The 23,039-nt window shown below is 44.6% G+C and carries 17 protein-coding genes; 7 read left to right on the plus strand and 10 right to left on the minus strand.

Features of this window, described 5'->3' with window-relative positions; genetic code table 11:
• Nucleotides 1-22: 22 nt before the first annotated feature.
• From ACQKLP_RS10765 to ACQKLP_RS10775, 3 genes are all read right to left on the minus strand, one after another.
• On the minus strand, nt 23-1,384 hold the full coding sequence (locus ACQKLP_RS10765; protein WP_427322761.1) for a hypothetical protein: 1,362 nt from the start codon (nt 1,382-1,384) through the stop codon (nt 23-25).
• 201 nt (nt 1,385-1,585) lie between these two features.
• Nucleotides 1,586-2,593, minus strand: coding sequence for a terpene synthase family protein (locus tag ACQKLP_RS10770; RefSeq protein WP_427322762.1), 1,008 nt, complete (start codon nt 2,591-2,593; stop codon nt 1,586-1,588).
• A 99-nt stretch (nt 2,594-2,692) separates the two neighbouring features.
• Nucleotides 2,693-4,423, minus strand: a complete 1,731-nt coding sequence (locus tag ACQKLP_RS10775) for an ATP-binding response regulator (protein ID WP_427322763.1) — start codon at nt 4,421-4,423, stop codon at nt 2,693-2,695.
• Nucleotides 4,424-4,811: 388 nt separating this feature from the next.
• Here ACQKLP_RS10775 and ACQKLP_RS10780 point away from each other — a divergent pair, with 388 nt between their 5' ends.
• From ACQKLP_RS10780 to ACQKLP_RS10805, 6 genes are all read left to right on the plus strand, one after another.
• Nucleotides 4,812-5,252, plus strand: a complete 441-nt coding sequence (locus ACQKLP_RS10780) for a hypothetical protein (RefSeq protein ID WP_427322764.1) — start codon at nt 4,812-4,814, stop codon at nt 5,250-5,252.
• A 710-nt stretch (nt 5,253-5,962) separates the two neighbouring features.
• A complete protein-coding gene (locus ACQKLP_RS10785) occupies nt 5,963-10,714 on the plus strand; it encodes a hypothetical protein (RefSeq protein WP_427322765.1) in 4,752 nt (1,583 codons plus the stop codon).
• Between the two features lies 1 nt (nt 10,715).
• A complete protein-coding gene (locus ACQKLP_RS10790; RefSeq protein ID WP_427322766.1) occupies nt 10,716-12,053 on the plus strand; it encodes a hypothetical protein in 1,338 nt (445 codons plus the stop codon).
• Between the two features lie 69 nt (nt 12,054-12,122).
• Complete coding sequence (locus tag ACQKLP_RS10795; RefSeq protein WP_427322767.1) at nt 12,123-13,166, plus strand: hypothetical protein; 1,044 nt, start codon at nt 12,123-12,125, stop codon at nt 13,164-13,166.
• Between the two features lie 518 nt (nt 13,167-13,684).
• Nucleotides 13,685-14,293, plus strand: a complete 609-nt coding sequence (locus ACQKLP_RS10800; protein WP_427322768.1) for a DUF4240 domain-containing protein — start codon at nt 13,685-13,687, stop codon at nt 14,291-14,293.
• Between the two features lie 193 nt (nt 14,294-14,486).
• Nucleotides 14,487-17,171, plus strand: a complete 2,685-nt coding sequence (locus ACQKLP_RS10805) for a hypothetical protein (RefSeq protein ID WP_427322769.1) — start codon at nt 14,487-14,489, stop codon at nt 17,169-17,171.
• An 84-nt stretch (nt 17,172-17,255) separates the two neighbouring features.
• Here the strand turns inward: ACQKLP_RS10805 and ACQKLP_RS10810 are convergent, their stop codons facing one another.
• The 7 genes from ACQKLP_RS10810 to ACQKLP_RS10840 all read right to left on the minus strand — a co-directional run bounded on the left by ACQKLP_RS10810 (nt 17,256) and on the right by ACQKLP_RS10840 (nt 21,870).
• Nucleotides 17,256-17,645, minus strand: coding sequence for a hypothetical protein (locus ACQKLP_RS10810; protein ID WP_427322770.1), 390 nt, complete (start codon nt 17,643-17,645; stop codon nt 17,256-17,258).
• 34 nt (nt 17,646-17,679) lie between these two features.
• Entirely contained in the window at nt 17,680-18,492 is an 813-nt protein-coding gene (locus tag ACQKLP_RS10815) for a PRTRC system ThiF family protein (protein ID WP_427322771.1), read from the minus strand.
• Entirely contained in the window at nt 18,489-19,202 is a 714-nt protein-coding gene (locus tag ACQKLP_RS10820) for a hypothetical protein (RefSeq protein WP_427322772.1), read from the minus strand. Before ACQKLP_RS10820 ends, ACQKLP_RS10815 begins: the two co-directional genes overlap by 4 nt.
• Nucleotides 19,187-20,323: a hypothetical protein gene (locus ACQKLP_RS10825; RefSeq protein WP_427322773.1), complete on the minus strand. Its 1,137-nt coding sequence runs from the start codon at nt 20,321-20,323 to the stop codon at nt 19,187-19,189. The genes ACQKLP_RS10820 and ACQKLP_RS10825 overlap by 16 nt, the downstream gene beginning before the upstream one ends.
• A 69-nt stretch (nt 20,324-20,392) precedes the next feature.
• Nucleotides 20,393-20,626, minus strand: a complete 234-nt coding sequence (locus ACQKLP_RS10830; protein ID WP_427322774.1) for a PRTRC system protein C — start codon at nt 20,624-20,626, stop codon at nt 20,393-20,395.
• 25 nt (nt 20,627-20,651) lie between these two features.
• A complete protein-coding gene (locus ACQKLP_RS10835; protein ID WP_427322775.1) occupies nt 20,652-21,389 on the minus strand; it encodes a PRTRC system protein E in 738 nt (245 codons plus the stop codon).
• Between the two features lie 64 nt (nt 21,390-21,453).
• Entirely contained in the window at nt 21,454-21,870 is a 417-nt protein-coding gene (locus ACQKLP_RS10840) for a single-stranded DNA-binding protein (RefSeq protein WP_427322776.1), read from the minus strand.
• 536 nt (nt 21,871-22,406) lie between these two features.
• Here ACQKLP_RS10840 and ACQKLP_RS10845 point away from each other — a divergent pair.
• Complete coding sequence (locus tag ACQKLP_RS10845; RefSeq protein WP_427322777.1) at nt 22,407-22,796, plus strand: hypothetical protein; 390 nt, start codon at nt 22,407-22,409, stop codon at nt 22,794-22,796.
• Nucleotides 22,797-23,039: the final 243 nt, after the last annotated feature.

A 23,039-nucleotide genomic window follows, 5' to 3' on the forward strand; every position in this document is an offset into this window, starting at 1 on the left:
GGGAAGGAGAAAAAGGAGAAGTTTACAGGCAATTGCCGAAATTAGGGAGTGTGGTACCTTTTTTACCATTTGAACTTGGAAGTTGACGTAGATCTTCACCAAATGTTCCGGGGTTCAGACCTGATCCAACTATCCAACTTGTCCGGTTTCGTGGGAGGGTAATCCCACCTGCAGCGGCAACGTCGATTACAAAATTCACGCAGTTATAGCTGGCCAGGTTGTACGTTTCTGGATGTGCCTTTACAGCCTGCAGCATTCTTTCGAGTTTGTCAGGTGTGAGCGTGGCTGACCAGCTGACGTCGAACCCGCGTAACTCATCGTTGCCAATCGAAGCCGTGGCGGCTTTGTTGCCAAAGGGGTTTACCTTTTGCTGGGGATAAAAGCCAAAGGAGCGCCTAATCAATTCGCCGCCAGGGAGCTGCTGTTCGATAGTGATCCATGTATGCCCGATGCCCCCCAGGATAGAAACGGGCTCGGTGGTTCCTGCCGTCGGCTGATCCGCATATACGATAATTTTCGCCGGGAAAGCTGTATTGAAGCAGGATAGGTAGGCAGCGAGGTTTGTAACGGTCACCTTGGGTGGGGGCATAGCCGCGCTACTTCGGGTGGCCAGACCGATGCCGGCGGGAGGGTAGTTAGTTCCTGATCCTTCGTATCCTTGGTCACCGGCACTGCTGATGTTGGGGTCGTCAGGAAAGGATTTATAGTCAGTTACACATTCTTCAAAATAATACGTTTCTCCAACGCAGTTGCCCATACCGTCTCCCTGACAGGTGGACCAGCTGTAACAGGTCGTGATAAGTACTCCTCCAAGGACTTGCGTCCTGTTCGTCGGTGCTTTAGTGGAAGCTAGGGAGCGAACGGCAGTCATTTCCAGCCTGTCGAGTCCTGTTAAGTCATAAGTGGAGGTGCCAAAGCCGAAGCTGTTAAGCGCGTTCAGAGCGTGGTTAACCTGTACTGCCCCTGGGCTTGAATGTAAGCGACGATAGCGCGGCAACAAATTTTTGTGATAAGAATTGATATGCAGGCTGCTGTCCAGCCGGATGGCGGCGAACGATCGGAAGAGACTATCGGGCCCTTTTTTTAGTGGTACAAGGCACTGGATCATATTGCCCTGCTGGCTGATCAGGGCTTTGGACCAGTACGGGGTACCTGATCGCCTGGTGATCTCCGAGAGCCGTACGCAGCTTTCCGGGTTCGATTGAAAAGACTGGATGACTGCCTGAAGCCGCTGGTCAAGATTCTGTAGAATGTAAGTCGGAGGGAGGGTTAAATGTTGGTCTGCTGGTGCAAGGGACGCAGGATCTGCTGCTTTTTTACAGTGCTCTAATGCGAGAATAGCGCAGCCCAATGCCAAAGGCAAAACAATGGAGGAAAATTTCATAGTAAGGGGATTGATGAATAAATGGTAATTCTATGTTTGTTGTTACGGGACGGTAGTACACGACAAAGATGCGCCGGGCGTCGGCCGGGAACTACCATTTTTCACCATGTGGGGGAAATATGCCTGGGTTTGAGGGAATTCATATTCGAGCGGGATGTATACTCGCTGAAATGGGGTTGGGTTAGATGTTGGATATGGTAATCAGGGGACCGGTACTAATACCGTGCGATTCGATTGTGCAAGGGCAGGATATTGGTATGTAAAGTGATACCTCCCTGTTTCGGAGATACTCCAGTCGATGTTTCCGCGCATCAGGGCAGTCAGGCACCGGATGTATTTTCGGAGTGCCGACCGCTGCCTGCCGTGGTCCGGTATTGTTTGGGCTAACCGGATAAACTTCCTGACATCATTGTCGTGCATCGATACGGTGTAATCGATTGCATCTTCTAGCGATAAATCCAATTCCGATTGAACGATTGTCACCATGTTGTGTTTGTCCTTATGTGCCATTTCCTTTGATAGTGAAAATAGGTCGTTGGCCAGGCATACCGTTATTTGGCACAAGCGGGTGAGCTCCTGGATAGATGGCAGTTCGCGAATGCTTGCCGGTAGATGCACATTTTCACAGAACTCGATCATGTCTGTACTGGTATTTGCTGCGCCGAGAAACGGTCTCATTTTGTAAAACTCCGAAATGGAGGGAAGCCGGTTGGCCGCGACATTATCATGTGACCACAAAGCTGCGTCAAACATGTGCTTAATACCAGCGCAGAAGCGAAGTTGCCATGCGGTTGAGGTCATTGCTGTAATACTTGCCCAGATATTTTCCAGTGCCGAAAGGTGGCCTGTAGGTGGGAGATCCAATTTTTTTCCGTTCATGATTTTCATGCAACGGTCAATGTAGGCTTCGAAGCGTTGACGACTGGAAATCACTTCTGATTTATGGTCATGGTGATCCATCAGATCGTCGAGTGCGAAAAGCAAGGTGTTGAATCGGTCGGTAAGTGATAGCCGCTCCAAGGTGGCGGATGGGTAAAAGCGCGCTGTCATCCAGCTGAGCCCCTCATCAACATAGGTATCGAAGTTGTCGTCACTATGTAACTGGTAAAGGCTTACCCATTGCTGAGTACGGTAAGCAATTAGGCGTACGCCGGGATTGATGCGTTCTTCGAACGGGGCATAGAGTGCCGGGATGGACAGGGAGAGCATGGGAGTGTCGTTAATGGTTACGGTATAATCTCGCCCTGAATCTAAAAAAAAGGACTGCGATTAATTCGCAGTCATGTGGATGAACGGTGCTGGTAGCACTTATACTGTATGAGACATTGTTTTTTCTGCAGGTTCTATGACGTTTGCAATGGCATCTGCGAGCTGTTTGAAATCAAGCGGTTTTGAAAGAAAACGAGCGGCGCCGATACTTAACGCATATTCCCGGATATCGCTACGGTCGCCGGAAAGCGTTTCTCCTGAAGTTATTATAACCGGGATGTTTTTCCAGTCTGGGGTATTGCTGATCCAGTTAACGATATCCAAGCCCGTAAAGCCTGGTAGTTGGTAATCGGCCACCACTACGTCGATCTTTTGAGAATGAAGTGAATTCAAAAATTCATCTTTTGAATTCGCTGTGTGCACTATCATCCTTTGCTGCTCAAGGTTCATTTTTATGACTTTTTGCTGCATAGGATCGTCTTCTGCAACGAGCACATGAAGATCTGAAAGGTTTCGGGTAGGTTGTGAACCGGCCTTTTGTGGCGCTGCAAGCATTAAGGGCAGTGTTACGCGAAAAGTGGAGCCCATTCCGATCGAGCTGTACGCTGTTAGTTCACCACCCAGGGCGTGGGCCATTTCTTTAGAAACTGGCAGCCCTAAGCCGGTGCTGGGTAGGAAGGAGCTGCCTTCGCTAGTAAATGGCTCAAAAATAGAAACCAATTTTTCCTTGTCCATTCCTTTTCCCTGGTCGATGATAAAAAAATGAATTTCATCATCCGTTGTTTCTATTTTTAGCTTAATGATGGTATCGGCAAGCGTATATTTGATCGCATTGGTGAGCAAATTGCTAATAATGGTATCTAATGCAATTTTGTCCATCATGATCCATGCAGGGGCGGGTGCTGGAAGTATCAAATGCAGTATCAGGGATCGGCTCTCCGCAAGAAAGCGAAATCTTCCGACTATATTGTTCATCCAGTCATGAAAATTCATTGGTTCAAAATTGATACTGAATGCCAGCCCCTTTTCTACCTTTGCCCAGTTCAGGTAATTGTTGCTCTGATCGATTACCGCCCGAATACCATTACACATAATTTGCATGTGTTGCATTGGCGCCGCTCCAGCCTGCAGGTCATGTTGTATTATTCCATAGACAACGTTAAGATCGTTCCGTGCCTGGTGGGATGTTTCCATTACATATTTTACCACTGCGTTTTTACTGGTTTCTACCTGGTTCAGCTGATCACTGGCTTTCCTTTTCCACATCCTGATCTGGCGAGAATAGAAATAAAGCATCATAATAGTTAGGAACCCAACAGTACCGATTACCATATACCGGATACTATTTTCAATTGGCTGTGTGTTAGTGTTTGCAGGTGCAAATTGTACGAGGTAGTTATATTCTAAGGTAAGCGTCAAAAGAGCGACCAGGGCGACAGCAAATATCCTATCCACCAGCCGTTGGAATATCAGGCAGGCTATTCCACCCAGGAAAATTATCATTGTATCGACCGGAACGTTGGAAGTAAACATCAAGCCGAAATAGAAGGTCGAAGAACAGTGCGTGATGAAAGTTAGTAATACTGCGGTCCTGTAATTTTCCTTTTCGTTGACTGCTATGATCGCTACACAAAGGAAGGCTTCAATGAGCGCAGCGATGAGTATGGATCTGTCGCCGGACATCAAATACAGGATTTGACCAAACAGGATTGCAAACCCAAAAGTTACTATTGCGATATTGGTGACAATGTGTGCAACACTTCGTTGTTGCACTTCTTCCATTTTGGATAGTGAAAGTTCAGGGGTATTTGTCGGAGTAGAAACAGCCATTGGGTCGGGTTTACGAATTCATGGAAGTTGGGGATAAACGGACAAAGGAGCAGGTTGAATATTTTTTTTAAACTGTAGGTCAGGCCAGTTAATCCATGGTTAAGATGCTATCTTCTTAACCGGGTGATGGTAAGAGCAATATTTTATTTGATGTAACATTTGTTGATGTAGTGTATAATTATATAATGTATATGCCCGTTGTAAATAAATCTGAATTCGCATATATGTAAGTGTTAGTTAATTTATTATTTTGCTTAACAAACAGTTAAAAGGCGGAAACCGACAATTGTTATATTATTGCTATCACCAATAAAAGATGCATGTACTGCAAAAAGGGTGAAAAAAATAAAGAACTTGGGCTGTCCGAGAGGTATAAATTATTAATGAGATGGAAAATATTTCACTGGAATGGCTCCAGTTACGCATTTACAAAGTTAAAAAGTCTATTTATTTATTAGCGTACCGGAATATTCCGATGCAGGATAGCGGAAATGAGGAATACTTTCTAAACGGCCTGTCTGACGAATTGGACCATATTGTCGGAGGGCTTTGTTATCCAGTTGAAGTAGTGGCTTTGGATGGAAGTGCAATGCGCGAGGCGAATTTATTGTCATTGTGCCCTGCAAAAATTGAAGATTTTAAGGTCCATGCCCAGCAATTAAGAAAGGATCTGGAAATATTGTTAAGGTTATGGCCCCAGATTCAGTCCGCCGACTTTGATAGAAGTGGTTTTCGGGCCGACCTGGATTGGACGGTGTGGTCGGCTGATTCTCATTCATGTTTGAAGGAGCTTTGGGAAATGATTGGCGAGTGCATTCCGGAGGAATAGGGAAACAGGTTTTCGGGAAAGGGATTTTTATTCCAGAAGCTGTAATAGCCAAGCGATAATTGATGTGGTGGACTTCCTTCTCCTCTTTTACCGGTGTGTGGATAAAAAAAGATTGAAAACGGATGGTTACATGCCAGTTTGATACGTAACAGAATCTTTTAAAAAACTAGTTTTCAATTCATTATAGCTGTTAAAAGTAATTATATTTGGGGTGGGGCATATGCCTTCGCCTCCCATTGCAGCAAGGATCAAGGCCCATGGTTGGTTGATTTCTTTACTTTGTGGGCGCTGCAAGCATTGGCAGAATCTTCCGGCGTAATTATCCGGGGGAGCATCATATTTTAGGGTGTAATTGGGGCCTTCAGAGGCCCCATTTTTTTTGAATAAAGGCCAGGATTATTAAAGCTGTAAAGCTTGCATACGACTGAAATAAGGTACTTTTTACGCAAATGAGTTTGAGTGTGTAGCCCGCTAGTTTTCAAGATTTTGGCAACAATGGAAGATTTTGTATATTAACCTATTGTTTATTGTAAATTGTTGCTATGAACCGGTTTATCCTCAATGCCGAATTGTATCCCCATCCAGATAGTTTTAAACTTTCCAGTTTTCTAAGTACTTCGAAGGCCTAGTAAAACACATTCGAGAGGTCGCTTTCATTTCCTTAATTTTTCTAAACTATACGGTGCTTCATGCATGGATAAAATTTATGTATGGGAGAGAATGAGTATCAAAAGGTCTTACGAGGTAAAGTAACCGAGAGGCAGCTAGATGAATTCGCCAGTGAATTAACGCAGTTGCTTCCTGAGATCTTGCGTCGGAAAACGCGTGTTCGTTTGAATATTGCGGAAGTAGAATGGATTGCCAATCAGGAGCTGCTTTTTATTACAGGTTTGTTGCGCTACTTCGTAGAAGCGAAAATTCCGTTTTTTGTCCAGTTCTTGCATGAAGACCAAATGCCGGATAAAATATCGTTCAGGAAGGCAGTCCAGATCGTGCAAATATGGGATGTGTGGAGAATATGGCAAGTCCTTCCAGGAGTAAATTACCTTGAATATTTTGATATCGATGGTAAATACACGGATTTTTTAAAAAAATTGTATCCAATTTCCACGGTAAAACAGGAGATATATAATCGACATGGCATTACTCCATTTGTTGAATTGGAGAAAATTGATCATCCGGATGATCAAAAAATTTCGGAGAAGCTGTCAAAGGTGTATCAATTAGGCGGTGCTACAAAAGAGCTGCTGGCAGCGCATAATTGTACGATGCCATTTGATAACCAAACGCTCAGTGCAATTGTGACCAAGGAATTGTATGAGAATTTTCTGGACCACTTTTCAAAAAATATATTCAGTACTCAAAAAGACTATAGCTTTCTCAGCGTCTCGTTAGTTACCAAACTGGATGAGAAGGACAGGGGGGAGAAGGAAATTCAGTCGATACTGGCGAAAAACTTTTCTGAAGAGCAATTCCCCGAGGCGAAGAATTTCTTCTTTGATGCCAGTACAAAGAAGTATCGCAATAGGTCATACTTGCAGCTATCTTTCCTGGATTTTGGTACGGGAATTCCTGATACATTGATGGCGCAATACCAGGAGAAAGTACTTAGGAGTGATGTGGCCCCAGTACATATGTTGGAAAGTAAAGTCCTTAAACACGCTTTTCGGCATGATTCATCGAAAGATCCCATCGATGTAAAGTACCTGGGGAAATCGACAGTTCCTCGGGGATTGTTCGATCTGCTGGTGATCGTAAAGCGTTTTGGCGGCATGTTGATTGCCAGAAGCGGTAAGGGGAGATTGTTATTTGATTTTTCTGTTGAAGATTCGGTTTCAAACCGCGGTCGTTATTTCGGGAACCCGTCATTGGATTTTCCTGGCACATTGATAACAATATATCTACCCGAGCGAAAACGGAGTGAACCGATATCTTCGGCGGCTATCAGCCCATTTGATAGTATTGAAAAGTTGAAATTTGACCGAAAGAAGATCAAGTACGTCAGCCTTTTTGATATTCAGACGGAGGTGAGAAAGGACGCCCCGGCAAAAAATGAATTTTACAATGAGGTGTTCCGGAAAGTGTTGGCATTGCTAGATGGTACGGAGCCCGATACGCTATTCTACATAGATTTTGCCGGTTATCAAATTGATTCCAGGGTTACCAAGAAGTTAATATACTTTCTAACAACTGATTATAGGATCAATTTGTCGAACAGCGTAATTGTCGTTAATCCGCCACCAATGGATCTGCTTGAAGCAATCCATTATGAAATGGCGCAATTGTCGGATACTGTAAAGCGGTTCAATATTCATCCTGTTCCGTTCATCTCAGTGAATGATGAGGATGTAAATATTTTCTGGATGGGAATTTACGACAAAGATGACATAGAGAAGTTGAACCGATTGTTGCTAGACATGAGTGATTTGAGGATGAGTGATTTTGAAGACCCGGAAGCAATCGCAGGAAATGTAAACTACTATGATGAATTTGGTAATCTACGTTCCCTTATTGATAAAGGGCGCATCATAGAAAATATCAGGAATAGCCGGCGGGCATTGCAGGATCGACAAGTCAAGGAGCTGATAATGCCCTGTGTAAAGCGAGAGGAAGGTGCCATTTATTTGTGTAATGGGAATTATTATCAATATGAATACCTGCAGTTGTTTAATGTGCTCTCGGATAAGAACAGTTGCCGGATTTTGTCCAATATTTTAGCTGAAAGGCTTTATGCCGAAGTTGGGCCACTCAGTCAATTTTATTTCCTGTATAACTCAGCAAGCAGTAAGCGAATTGTAGATGATTTGGTTAGTCTCGGTTATGTAGATAGTGAGAAGGTAATAGACGTCGGTAATGATCTTTCCGATGTTGTGGAGGGGATTCAGAAGGCCAAGGTGCCTAAAGGTGCTGAATTCATAATTGCCTGTGACATTCTTTCCACCGGATATGTCCCTTATAAACTAGGCGGCTATTTGAATAAGTTGTCTATGACTGTAAGCAAGATTGTTGTTTTCGTGAATAGTCTTGACCCTAATTTCACGCTGCCTAATAACCGATTTCTGCAATTTCATGGGGATAAAATTGTGAGTCTTTTAGATTATCCTATGAAAAAGTACTTCCGTTCCCAGGTTGTCGATGAACTTGTGAGCCGGAATCTGATTTTAAGGAGAATAAATCCGTTTGTAAACACACCAATTACCCAACAAGCTTCGGAGAATGTGGGCGAGGAGATAACCCTTATTTCTAATAGGGATTTTATTTCAATGATTGAAGAGAAGCATGTGAAGGCTGGTTACTTTAAATTTAATAACCTTATTCATCCCTATTTTTTTGATATGGATGAATTGCTGAAAGACCGCGCAAGGAGTAACTATATTCTTGAAAAGCTGTTTTCAAAGATAAATCCGGAACATTTGAAGGGAGTAAGCTTTATTTTTTATCCCAGGAATTCCGGTGTTGAAAATGTTGACTTTGATTTTATCAAGGAAAAAATACTCTTTAATCATTCAGTGGAGGTGATCGAGCTGCAACGGTTCTCAACGAATGAAGGGTGGCGGTTTACTCCGCTTCCTGCCCAGATGTATGAGCGCGTTAAGGACAAGAAGGCACTAATTTTGGATGACGGGTCGTGCTCGGGAGAGTCGATATTTCAAATGACCAGTGAGGTATCCTCCTTAAAAGTTAGTTCTATCTTAATTCTTTCAGTTATCGGCCGGGTAAATGATCAGAAAAGGGATTTCTTTTCACGCCTGCTCGATGTAAATGGCAAGCCCGGTACAATTCCGGTCAACGTTTATTTTGGGAGTCATTGGCATGTCCCAACTTATTATACCCAGGAAAGCCCAGTAATTGCGGAGCAGCAATGGTTGGATGAAATTAGTCAGATAACTAATTTGCCACCTAATATACGGCATACCGTCAGTAGGGTCCGCAATGAACTTCGTTTAAAGGAGATCAAGGAGACCAATAATCAATACCTAGTTACAAGGAAGGATGACTCACCCATCGTCCGAGAGTTGTTGATCGCAAAGGAGATTATTGGTAAGGTTACTAGTTATAGATTTTATCAGGAGCATTTCGAGCATTTTGATGAGTTGGTATTGGATTTTGATTTGGGGCAGAATCTTCCATCGGCCTACCGGCGACTAGAGATACTTATGGCGGCAATTTTACATGAGCCGAATTTGTACGAAAAGCTTAAGGAAGTGATGCCGGATCTCGTTGAGAAAATCGAAGATTTTGTCAAATCAATTTTCCTGGGCATTCCTATGAATGAGAAAGGAAAGGTGGTAACAAAGGAAGGCTTGTATTACAAATGGAGCAACAAGAATTTACTACATCTATTATTCATCGCGTATAAAGAGGGGGCATTTATCAGAACGTTTAAGCAGCATCATATTGTTTCAATACTTGCACGTTTTTGTCAGGATGAAAGTGATCTCAGCTATTTTCTGTATCGTATTTTGAAGTATTTCCCACATCGGGTACTCAAAAAAAATTCGCATTTATATGCCGGTCATATGAAGTTGCTCATCAATGGTGTTCTGGAAAATCACCAGCTAAATGGGAAATTCGTTAAGCCGTTAAAAAGATTTCGATCATTTCTAGGTACGCTGCCAAACGTAACAGAATCTTTTCAGGATAGTCTTTCTACACTTAAGTCCAATTATTCAAAATTGGTTGATGATGAAAACCACGATTCATCTATCAATGTGAAGTATGATATTATAGCTACACAGTTGGAGCTATTGGAGAGTAAGTACGATCCAAAAAAAGTTGCAGTAGTAGTTCAGGAGTGGGAGGTCATGTCGTCGTTTTTTGAAAATTTGTTATCGTTCAGCAATTCGTTCCCGAAATTTTTTGGGCCTTGTAATAGCAAGGTGTTTGGTAAGTTGGAAACATATACGGACAGTTTGCGGGTAGTTCATGGACGCATTGCCGATCAGATATACACCATCAATTCGAAAACCGATTTCAGGGAAATTAACCAGTCCTTGAAAAAGATCAGGGAAAGTTATGTATTAAGTACTTCGGTCTATTTTCAAATATTTAGTAACGTCTTTACACCAAATATTAAAATAGAGTACAATGAATTCATAAAGGAATTAAGAAACACCTATGCTGGAGTTAACTTAATTTCAACTGGTGATAGTTTGGATGGGATTAGTGTTGGGGTGCCGAAGTACTACATTCAAAAGATATTGTTTGAGGAAATTAAGAATAATTTACGTCATGGCAATTTGAGTGAGAGTATTTCATTTCAATGGAAGCGGTACAATGATAGAATCCAGCTAAAAATAATCAACTCGCCCGTTCAAAATCAAAGTAGAACTGGTGGTGGTTCAGGTATGAGCAAATTAAAGGCATTGAGTGAAATGCCCGAAGAACCAATAGTATACGATTACGACGACAAGGCTCCCAATAATAAGTATGTACAAACTTTAACCTTCAAAATAGTATAGCATGGCTGTCGATTTGCAAAAAATTACTTTGCTGGTCTTTGATGAAAAGGACAATTTTCAATCTAAAAATACACAAGATCGAATTGGGAGGGATTTATTTCGGAGTGTAAGACTTATTGAGGATAGAAAGGATTTTGAACGAGAATTCGATAACCTGCAAGATGACGAGCAATTTGTCTTGATATGCCATGTCTTTCACGCTGAGAAAGACGGATCGGCGTTACGTGGTGTAGCCCGATTTGACAGTTCCGGAATAACCCATGATTATCATATAAATCCGGTGTATGTCTCTGCGGGCGATTCTATGGAGGTGATGGAGAACATGAAGAAAAAAGAGGGTGTAAAGAGCACCGTTTACATTTACAAAGAGATTCGTGATAACATTCGGACGGGAGGAGTTTTTGTTTATTCAAAAAATCTATTGAAAAGGAGTGAAACGCCAGTAAGTGGAAGTGGTCAGGTGGCAAAGGGCTATAATTTTGACTACGCAATTATAGCTGCACTCTACAAAGATGAGTATGAGCAGATGAAGGATCTATTTGAATGGCTTCCTAACGAAAATGTGAATACGGAAACCAAAGTATATAAAGCGGGCCATTTGAAGGGTAGGCCCGATAAGCGGATTGTGGTGGGCATTCAGCCCGCCACCGGTATGGTAGATGCAGCAGTAATAGCTTCACAGATGCTGGAAATGTTTAAGCCTAAGTATATCCTGATGACGGGTGTATGTGGAGTAAAGAGTTCATTAGCAATAGGCGACATTGTTGTTGCTTCGAGTGTATTTACTTTTCAGAAGGGAAAGGTTAGTGATTTGAGGGACAAGAAAGGAAAATTGATAAAGTTGTATGATGCAGACCGGCGAGAAATTGACCTGGGTCATTTGTATGACGAAAAAGGGAACCAGGTTTCGGTAAGTGTTGAAAAGTTCGAGCCTGAGCAAGGGGCTTCAATGGAAGTGCATTCTTTGGTGAAAGATGCTATAGAGGATCAGATTGAAAATATCGAGAAGACGATAAATAAGATCATCGAACCTTATCGCCCTGGTAAGGTTACAATCCATTTTGAGCCGATGGCATGCAGCACGATGGTAATAAACAAAGAGGGGTATTTCGACGATCACATTAAGCCTCAGGATCGGAAGGTTGCGGCTGTTGAAATGGAGAGTTACGGGGTGGCGCGTGCGGCGAAACTCACTAATGGGGGCCATACGAAGTGGATCATATTCAAATCTGGAATGGATAATATGGCCTTAAAAGATGACAAAGCCAAGAAGTTTGCCGCGCGCTGCAGTGCGTTGTTCCTTAGTAATCTTCTTGAGAGCGGAGCTCTCGAAAAGTAAATTGATGTTGTTGCATTTAATTCAACTAGTTTTCAAATACCTTACCACCTTTAAATCAAATCCTCGCTTATGAGTGCTTCACAGTTTTATGAATCCAGGTTCCAGCAATTGACCGCGCTGGCAGACCAGTACCCGATTTCAGTTAATTCCACGAAAATGCTCGCCCCCATACCAGTAGATCCCGGAACAGTTATGGCTGCGTTGGAGACCGGGCGGAAGGTTATGGGTCTATTGCGCAAGCGAAAGGGGAAGAACAACGAATTAATGGACTACCTTAAAAAGGAGATTGCATTCATCAAACAGTTGCTGTATGATGTCCTCGACAGGCTGGAGGAATTGAAGGTATTGGTGAAAGCAGAATTCCGCGCACTTGCGATCAATAACCTGGAGGAGATCATAAGGATGGTGGACGAATCCTACATCACCTGGTGGGACCGTCGGGCTGAACCGGAAACCCGGCAGGAGGCCAATATTTATTACCTGCAGCTCCGGCAGTATTTGAATGTTTCTCAAAACTACGGGTATAGCCATTATAATACGGTCTGGATGGCAATCGTGTATGAATTGATGTTCCTGGATTATTTTGATAAGCCGGCCCAGGAGATTGCCAGTATCATGCGCAATCATGTTACCTTCTACGAAAGCGCCATCAATCCGAAACTACCTGGATCGATTTCGGCGGCATTATTGCAACAGAAAGCCGACGCAGTTGAGTTTGCAAAGAAATATCCGGAGCAAACATATTCACGGTCGTATACAGAAAGGGATAGCCGGGACTACAGGGAGTACTTTTATACAGAGGCCATGATTGTAAAAGGAAATATATTCGAAGGCTTCACCTTTCAGATTACACCGCCAAAACTGGAGCGTGTTGAGCGTTTGGGTGGTGGCGGTAGCGGTGGGGGGGGAGGCCCCAAAAATAACCTGCCGCCGGATATTCGTACAATTGATAAGCAGAATTTCGATAGTGTCCGTAATTATTACTATGCAGGTCAAAGTTACTATAGCAACGAGCTGCTGCCAAGGATCAATGAGTTGCAAGGAGCCAAAGACGGTATAGGTAGTTATATCGAGATATTAAAGGAGATCATCGTCGACCAAAAGGCCACGTAGGCTATTATGTCAACCGATATCCAGTTAAATTTGCGCGTGCCTCAGCATGAGGCGCGCGTTTTTTTTGCGGATGATCAGGGAATTCCACCAGCTATGCGAATGTGACCTCATAAGTGAGGTTGAATGACCTCACTTATGAGGTCATCCGATCACGCAACCGCTGACATTATTTATTGACAATCTTTTTTGCATAAAGAACCGATCTTGGAACTAGTTAAAAAAATTGACCTCTGCAAAAATAGAGGTCAATAGGTAAAGGAGCCACTGATTTCCATCGATGGCTCCCTTTTTTATTCCCGAATTCGCTTTAATGCCTCCGTGAAAACCTTTTGATAATTCCGGTCGCCCTGCCGATGGTAGTTCTCCAGCCTGTCTTATTGACAACAAAGTTGACTATTGAAGAGGTGATAGAGCGGCCATTCGAGGATATCTCTTTTAATTATCATAATTTCTGTTTTCATCGCTGGAGAAATTTAGCCAACTTGAAGTTTTGCTAAATTTAGCTAAATACTTTCAAGATGACATCATATCAAAAAATGGATGAGGGGCAATACTGGGAGATCGTAGAAAACTCCCTTGCGAAGGCTTATGACCAAACCTCCCAAGAGGCTTTCCTTAATGTATATTTATCTCAGCTTCCATCCGAGGAGATTATTGCTTTTGAATGCCGCCACCAAGAATTATTAAGGGCCAGCCATAACAGTGACCTTTGGTGTGCGGCAGCCATCATTAACAACGGGTGCTCCGATGACGGATTTCATTATTTCAAGGCTTGGTTGATTTCCAGAGGAAAGGAAGTATTTACTGCTGCACTTAAAGATCCCGACGGTACCCTGTATCGTGTAGTAGATCCAACCGTTGAGTTTTACGAATTTGAGTTTTTCAACTATTCGGCGGCGTATGCATATGAGGCGAAAACGGGGAAGGATATTTTTGATGTTTTACCCGAGAATCATTCTGCATTACCCTCCATAAAAATAAAATGGGATTTGGCGTCTGAAGATACGGTAAAGGCCATTTGCCCAAAGTTATTTTCCCTCTACGAAAAATTGAGTCAGCAACGGCGTCTGCCACAACCCCGCCGTAGAATCCAGCCAGGCGAATTTCGGCAGAGGTTTCGTCGTTAGTGTCCCGTCTGTGTAATACTGTAGATCCCATTCTAGCTCGTTGCTGGGGGTGCCGTCGCAATAAAGCGGTCCCAACTTCGTATATTTGAATACCGACCACTTCGAGGCATGAAGCTAGATCGAAATTAAAATGTGTTGTTGAACTCCTTGGGTAGGTCTCCAATTCTCAATAAACGACATAAATAAATTTTCATTGGGTAACTTAATAGAAACCGGCTGGGACGTGGCGTTCAATAAATTCGCGCCAGGTTTGCCGGCGGTAAAAGCAGTACGGGATTTTATCACCAGTAAAAGTTTCATCATCCACCAGTTTTTCCAGGAAATGGGGTTAGGGGCGGATGCGAAGGATTTTACTGATATATACTATAAGGCGCTGCAAAAGCTCGAAGCCCATACACATCCCGATGTGGTAAGGGTCTTTAGGGATAAAACGATCAAGAGTTTTTTCGAAGATTCTTTTCGTGGGGAGTTGTCAAAAAAAGATTTCCTCCAACATATACATGCCCATCTCGCTGTACGACCTGAATTGTTGCATTTTCGGCTTTCCATTGAAAACGACCTTGACGATTTGATGGTATATTTCTTGCAAACGATTTTCGAGAGCATGGACCCGGCCACGCGCTATACAGTCAATCAGCTTCACGCGGTCAGGTCTGATGTGGTGGAGGTAAGGTGGCGCCAGGAACTGGAGAGTGAACTTGCCACTGAGAGACATAGTAGTCTTGAATCTAAGATAGATATGCTTTTGAGCAGGCTACCGGCTGAGTTATCCGCAGGCCTGGAGGCGCATATGTCCCAGGAAGATTTTGAGGATAATATCAAACCTATCCTGGAGCAGTTGGCTAAAAAGCGTAATAGGGCTGCGATAGATCTACTAGAGGCTTTTCGTGATCGAAAGGCCGGGAAATTAACTCCTGCGCAGAATTTTAAGATCGGTTTTGCGCTTGGGCAGGCTTATTTGGAACTCAGCGAAAGTGAGAAGGCTGCCGAGGTATTCATTACCCTGCCAGACGTACTGCCTGGGAATGCCGAGGCGTTTGGGGTGGGTGCAATGGGGTATGCTATCAAGAATAATTCGATAATGGCCCGGCAGTACGCGGAGAAAGGACTGAAATTATCTCCAGGGCTACCGTCGGCGGTGGTCGCAGGCGTTATGTCACTGCCAGTGTATGCAACCATCGAGGCTCTTGATAATATTTTACAGAATGCGGATTTGACCAATCCCATGATTGCCCTCAATACCGCAGAATGGCTTATTGCTAAAGGGCCTTCATATTATCAACGCGCCATGAACATCCTTGAAAATTCAATAGCCAAGGACGGCACGCTGGCATGTGCAGAAAAATTGGAGAGGATGGCGATTCTGAACGCCAAAATCGCAATAGCAGATTATAACGCAATGGGAAATGTTATGACGGAGGAATCGCGACAGCGATTAATTCTCGCCGAAAATTGGCTCACACAGGCCCGGGATTACTACAAGGACACAGATTTGCGAAGGGTGAAATGGGCCATAACCGCCAATCGTGGGGTGATTCGAAAGGTGCTTGGTAATTACGAAGCAGCGAAGACTGACCTCCTGGTAGCTTTTGATGAGGAAAGGAATTTTTTCCTTTATCATCATCTGCTGATTCTGGATATGGAGCTTGGAAAGGTCAATCGCTCCCTGATCAGGGAGGCGCGAGAACAACTGCAGTTAACGAAGGAGCAGGATGAAGATATTCTCATGATGGAACTTAATGGGTTGCTGGAAGATAAGAATCACCAGGAAATTTTTCGGATTCTGGATGAACGAAAAGTCGATGAAGCCGATGAAGAGGCCACTTGTAAGTTGAATTTTTTCCGTTCCCTCGCCATGATGCAAACCGGCGATTTGAGTGGAGGCTTTAAACTGGCAAGAGATACGGCTGACAAATACCCCAATAATCCACAGATAGCCCACAGGACAGCGGACTTAGCTTTAATGGTCGGGGATGGAAAAGCTGCCCATGAATACGCAACCCGTGCAATAAGAGCGTTGGGGCCGGCTCCTGCCAATAACATACTATTTTCCGTGGTGGAGCTTTGCTTCAAACTGGGACATTTTCAGGAAGTCGTCGATGTTCTGAATCAGCCTCGTTTCAGGGACCGTTGGAACCGTTATTCCGAATTCCTGGTTTCCAGTCTTAACGAGGTAGGACGGAAAGATGATGCAATAGCGTTGGTGGAGAAATTTTATGACCCCAATAATCCTATACCGTTCTGTGTATTGGTCTTAATTGATGAAGCTGAAGGCGCCCATGATTTCGTCGGTGCTTTAGATATGGCGCGTAATGCGATCAAGCATCACCCGGATGATCCTATGCTCCGCGGAAAGGAGTTGGCCTATTTTATTCGGTCAAGAGATGAAACGGGAAAAGTAAAAAGACTCAAGGATTTGGAATCGCTCCAATGGTCAAAGGACCAACGTTTGCAGGCACTTTTTATCGGAATTGTAAGTGCGGGACATGAGCATTTTCTGGATGGCCTGAATTTGGCGTTGCTGATCCGCAATGAAAATATAGAAGACTTGTCCGGTCACCAGGGATACGTGAAATTTATCGCAGGACTTAATAACAATGGATTCCGGGGAATTGCAACGTTAGTTGTGGTGCCGTCTTGTGGCGTAGAACTGGAAGATGGAAGCGGCGCTATCCGAAAGATTTTTATTGACGATAACGGAGTCTTCCTTGACTCAGTATCCAGTAATTCTGAGGAGGCGTTGGCGCTTACCGGTGGTGTACTGAATGCTCCAGTGAATATCGGAGGCGTCCAGTATCGCATAAAGAAGATCTTATCTCTCTTTGAAGTGGCGCTACTGGATAGTCAAAAAAGGATTAAAAATGCAGGTATCGGTTAATCGGCGAATTTCAGAAGGCTCCCTATACATTTTTAAGAAATACACGCGCCCCGTCAGGGGCGCGCGATTTTTTCGGGCGCAGCATTACTTGTCTGCTGGCATCCATTTCAATATCCAATGTTCGCCAGTCCCCTTTATGATCCTGGCTACTAGATCAGCCTGTTCGCGCCAGATACATACTTCCTCATTTTTGTGCGTTTCCACTTTCCAATTTTCAGACAGGCATTGCAATACGACCGGTCGTAATTGCTCTGGAAAGAGAATTTCAGTATTGTCGTTTTCCGGTTCCTCCCCGTGTTTTACCATTTCCAGTTTGATCCATATGTCTGTCCAGTATATAGTGAGGCGACGGTTTTCCTCCTGGTTACCGGGCGGGGACATCTCGAACCCGCTGAATGTTCTTGCTTGATGGATGGCACCTTCGAGGTCTGTGATCTGGAGCTCTAGCCCGTTAATGTCAATGATATGTTTCATGTGAATTAATTTTGAATGATGAAAAAAGGGTGGCTTATGCCGCCATTTTGTTTGTGCCTATTTTCGGTTCGGGTAATGGTATGGGAAGCATCCGGGCATCATCAGCATTGTAAAATAATCCCATGCTTTCCGTTTTTCCCTTGCGTAGCATCTTCCAGAAAAAGTTCGCTGCTGCCAGTGCAATAGCCCGGTTGATAAATAAGTCCTGACTGAGCAGAGCTTCCCGTACGGAACAACTGGGTTGGGAAGGGCCGTCTACCAGTTCATCCCCATACACGTCGGTAATGAACGGAAGGGAATCAATGACGATGGTTTCGGGTATTTCGGGTTGCTTAACAGGCTTAGCGGTTGCGCACCAAATCTGGCCGCTGATCCGGTTGTTGCCGCAGTCAATCCAATATTTGGGGGTATACTCGTACTGGCGGTAGGTGCTGCCTGTAATTGTTTGGGCGATCATTTGGCGCGCGACAACAGTATCGACGCAAGAAAAAGTGATTTGTGATGTCAGGTTGGGTATGTAACCGGTGAGTTCAGGGCCATAGGCTTCCGGGATCGCCTCCCAGTTATAGCCGTAGTAGCGGTTGATCCGTGAAATAATGGCGGATGCTTTATGTTGGTTGATCTCTGCCGGTGAGAAACGCTGGCGGGCAAGGTTGGCCGCTGAAATTTTATCATGATCGAATAGGCGTACGTGTACCCCCGGATGATCCAGTTCATAAAGTGCGCAGTTTACATCTGCAAGCGCCATTGCCAGGTGCGAACCGGTGCCACCGGCCCCAATGATATTTACAGTAATAGCATCGGTCGGATGTAATAGGGCCGTATCGGTAAAATGTATCTTTTTCATAATAGTGCTTTAAGGGTGATGGACGTTTTTTTGAGCATTTTTTTCGGGAAGGGCTGTTGTGTGGCGATCAGCTTTCGCCACATCGCGTTCATGTCTCCGTTGACCGGACTTTCTGTGTTATCGCCGGCGTGGGTGAATACTGACTGGAAAAATGCGCTTTCCCATGAGGCCATAAACCCTTCAAGGTTTTCGATGCTGTCACCATCAATTTTTGCCGAACCCATGCAAACGAAGCCGTCTTTGTCAGTATTATGGAAAGGGGATCGTAGCAAGCGGGTATTTATATTGGGGCGCTGGTTGAAAAGAAGCGCAAAAATTTGAAGACTTGTCCTGTCTGCCTTCCACAGCAGTGGCGGAACGGAGGCGATACCATCGGCGATATCCAGTTCTTCGGTAAAAAGAAGATTGACGCGTCTGGCCGGGGTATACCAAATGGCGAAGCCGGTTTTTCCTGCACGTGTATAGAGCGCATTGGCCGGGATCAATCCCGTGGGCTGGAAGCAGTCGCCACTGTCTGGAGAAACGCTGTTCAGTATTTCCGCCAGTTGCTGTGCTTCATCGAGCGAAAGGGGGTGGGCGGCGGTGGCTCGGCGGTTATGCAACCGGTACGTTTCCACGTAAGGTAGTACCTGATCGGAGTTAGGCTGCATCAGTACGTATACTTTTACGGGATCATAAATAATATCGAGGTAGTTCATGAGGTTTTGCATGGTGTATCTTTTGTGAGGTCATGAAATAATTCAATCAATGGCAGTAGGATCGCCAGATATGTTGGATCATGCAGTTGCTTGGGTGTGGCATCATCATATATCGTAACAATGGCTGGGGTGTATTCACATATCCGCTCCCCAAGGATCATATCTAGGTCTTCCATTACCGTTACCATCATTTCAAGGCTACCCTCGTCACCAGCGACAAAAGAGAACCTGTCGCAGATACTCAGGTATTCAGATTCCTCTTCACCATCCAGTATCTTGTTTTCCGTGATTGCAGGGAAGCTCATCTGTTCCAAGGTGTAGGTTGGATAGGCACTGTAAAGCGCGTAAAGGGAGCAGCAGCAGGCCTGTACTTTTATTTCCCACTCGCCGGAAGGAATCCATGTTGATACTGCGTGTTTCCATGTTTCGGGCTGGAAGGCACCGCCCATTTGCTCGCTCAGCCATTTTGCAGCCCTCAATGTCAGGTCATATTCTTTTTCTACTTTTTTTTTCCATTCCTGCTGTTCCGGTTCCTCAAAGTATTGATCTTCGTAATCATAGAGCATCGTGCCGATATAATGGTAGGCTCTGGCAAACACGCTGCCGCTGGATGGGCCAAAATGCCCAAATCCGAGGTGGTGATACAGGTAGTTGCAGGTCTGAATAAGCGCGTTTCGGGCTGCTACGTTTTTTTTCCTGTCTTGGGCTAAAAACAGCGGTAGTATATCGATGATGTAGAGGTCATATTCGGTGATTGCGTTGTCGATGGTCGCTACAGCGCCGCTAACCTGATCCGCATAGCACAGTAACAAGCCCTGATCACCGCCCCAATTTTTTGAAAGCCGCTTATAGGTTTCGGTGATATTGTCAGGGAATTGTTTTTTGCTGAATTTCGGTTGGGTAATTCCGTGGGCAGCACAAAGGTGGCCCACGGAGTTAAAGAATCGTTGTTCTATTTCTGCTATGTTATTACCGAAAAGGTGGTGTCTTCGCTGTGGCCATTGCCTTCTCAAAAGATGGGGAGCTGCATGGATACCGGTGCGGGTTGCCATTTCTTTTTCCTGATGCTTCCCGCTGTTGGCAGCGCGTCTATCCGTTTTGAATATTGCAGGAGCATTTTGTAGAGTACGCATAACTTTTCATTTTTTACGTAACCAATGGGCCTTAGTTTGGGCCGTTTGTTTTTCGTATGTTTCATATCGTTATCCTTTGGTGCCGAGATTGTTTTTAAAGTGGTAGACCAGTATTTTTCCATCTTCTATTTCCGGCTTTTCCACTGTGGCGGAGATAAGCGCCGTACAAAGTGGCATGGTGGTGGCGAAGTGATGTCTTACTTCGTCGGGAGTTAATGTAGGGTCGGGGTCGGCCAGATGGAGTTCCTCTTTGGTCCTGTCGGGTTTATATCGAAATTGGCGGATCATGCCTTCTATTACCATAATAAAAGATTTTAAGGGTGATGTATTATTTTTCGTCCCATTCATCAGGGTATTCGCTTTCGATTTCCTCTTCGTCGCCGGGGTCGCTGTGCCTTGCCAGTAGTTCTTCTCCGTCCAGTTCTTCTTCTTCGCCCGGTTCGTCTTCTTCGGGTTCATCGTGCGGGTGATATTGCTCTCCTGATAAATGTTCGTTACCCGGAGCGGATGTGCCATTTTCCAAGTTTTGCGGAGAAACTGCGGCGGGCGTTTTATCGGCGTTTGGGAAAATGCCCAATTGGGAGAATCCGCCATGTTTGGCGCGCAAGGCTTCGAGGCGTTCTGTGATCTGGGAAGCCTGCGCCGGGAACTTTTTCGGGTCGGGCATGGCGGCTATGGCTTGACCGATCAGGTTTTTGGCTTCCAGCCTCTCCGATTTTAATATCGCCTCAGCGTACTTCGTCGGTGCTTTGGGTGCTATGGCTGTCGTTTTGGCGGTGGTTGTTTTGGTGGCTTTTTCGGTGGATTTTTCAAAGGCTTCCAGATTTGTTATCAGCCCAATGGCCTTTTTCATGGGGCGGGTGATGGCCTCGAAAAAGCCTGCATCCAGTTCTGCAGCCGTTGCGTCCCTGATATTTAGCGGCTGAATAGCCGGAGCATCTATTCCCTTTTTTTCTGTCAGTGGTAAGATAGCGGCGCGCATCGTTGTGGCTGTAACGGAAATGGTTAGCTGAATTTCACCGACAATGCCTAGCTCTTGGAGCCGTGAAAAAAAGTTTGTCTGCATATTTTCCAATTTTTGGGAGTGAGTAAATTAGCGGCGGGCATTTCGCCCGCCGCATGTTGACGGATTAGAATGGCAGATCATCACCGCTACCTGAAGCGGCGCTTCCTGCGGGTGCAGGGTTTTGTTGGGCACTGCTGTCTTTGGGACTGCCCGAACTGCGGTAGCCCTCCCATTTAATTTCGTTAACAAACAGGCGGAAACTGGGAACCGGGTTCTTTTTCTTCTTGTCGTCCTTTTTGAAATAAACGTCGGGTTTGAGGTTACCATGGAGGGATACTATCCTTCCTTTAACGAGCGAATCCGCCAGTTTGGGGCTGGCCAGCATGGAGCAGTCAATAAAATCAGTTTCTTCGTATTCCCCTTTCGCCTTGGTGTAATACCTGTCGTTTACCGCGACTGAAAAGAACAATACATAATTTCCTTTGTCGTTTTTGATCGAAATGGCATCACGTGTGATGCAGCCTGTAACATCCTTTTTCATAATTGTAAATTTTGCTGGTGATTTGTTTTAGTTTCTGACGCTTTCCGCGTATAGAGCGCGCCGTCATACATCGTAGCGACTAGCACTAAACCGGCAGAGGCAGGAGAACTGGGAGTAAAAAAAAATACTTACACCTTCCCCTGACTTTAGACAAGGGTGTAAGAATTTTATTTTATGAGCTGTTCGTATGCTCGGCGCCGGTTAGTACTTTCGCGAAATGATGTTGCCAAAGCGTTGGCGATGTCCATGTCTTTTGAAACTACAGAATGCAACAGGGGGATGGTAGAGTGAAGGAATTATGGAATGAAATTGGTTTTTCTTAAAATGATGATCCTGTGAGAAAAGATGAGGATTTTATGAAATAAGGGAAATTTCACAATTGCTTAATATGCGGTCAATAGTTAGCACTTACGGGCAGGCGTATTCGAAAAGGTATGATTTCTGCAGCTTTCGCAAACATGTTGGTGTGGCGTAATTCACCGGAGTACTAAAATTGTCCGAGTTTTTGCTATATTGCGGAGAGCAAAACCAATTACATGCGAGCCATCTTGATAGATACTTTCAACAAGGAAGTAAAGGAAGTGGATCTCCCTATGGAGGCGAATGCGTTTATGAAGGAAATTCGTTCCTTACTGCGAACAGATGCGGTTAACATGATTCGCAATAATGAGTTGCTGACAGTCATGCTGGATGGTGCAGCCGTTATCAAAGGGAGTCCTGCATTTTGGTCGGGATTATGTTTAGATTGTCCCATATATGGCAATGCGCTGTTGGTAGGCAGAAGTCCTTTTACTGATGCATATGAAGACCTGTATAGAATGTATACCTTGGAAAACCATAAATCCGATATCAAATGGTGTGATGAGCAGACGGCAGAACAATATCGTGGTCCGGCAATCGCGTTTGCGCTACAAAACAGGAGTTGATGCTATATAGGAGAGATGTTAGTAACCAACTCTGATTCAATCCCAAGGAAGCCCTGTTCTCCAGAACGTTAAATAGTGGAACAGGCGATAAACGGAGCGTCGCAACGGCTGTCGCCTGGTGCGTTATTGCTGACCCATACATTCCCCGCTCTTTTCGAATAAACCGCCGCGTTAGTGCATCCTGATTGACATTTGTGGATGCGAACAAGGAATTTGAGCGCCGCCGTTCACGTTTCCTACCCC

It is taken from the genome of Chitinophaga sp. NPDC101104, from assembly GCF_050277495.1.
Taxonomy (GTDB): Bacteria; Bacteroidota; Bacteroidia; order Chitinophagales; family Chitinophagaceae; genus Chitinophaga.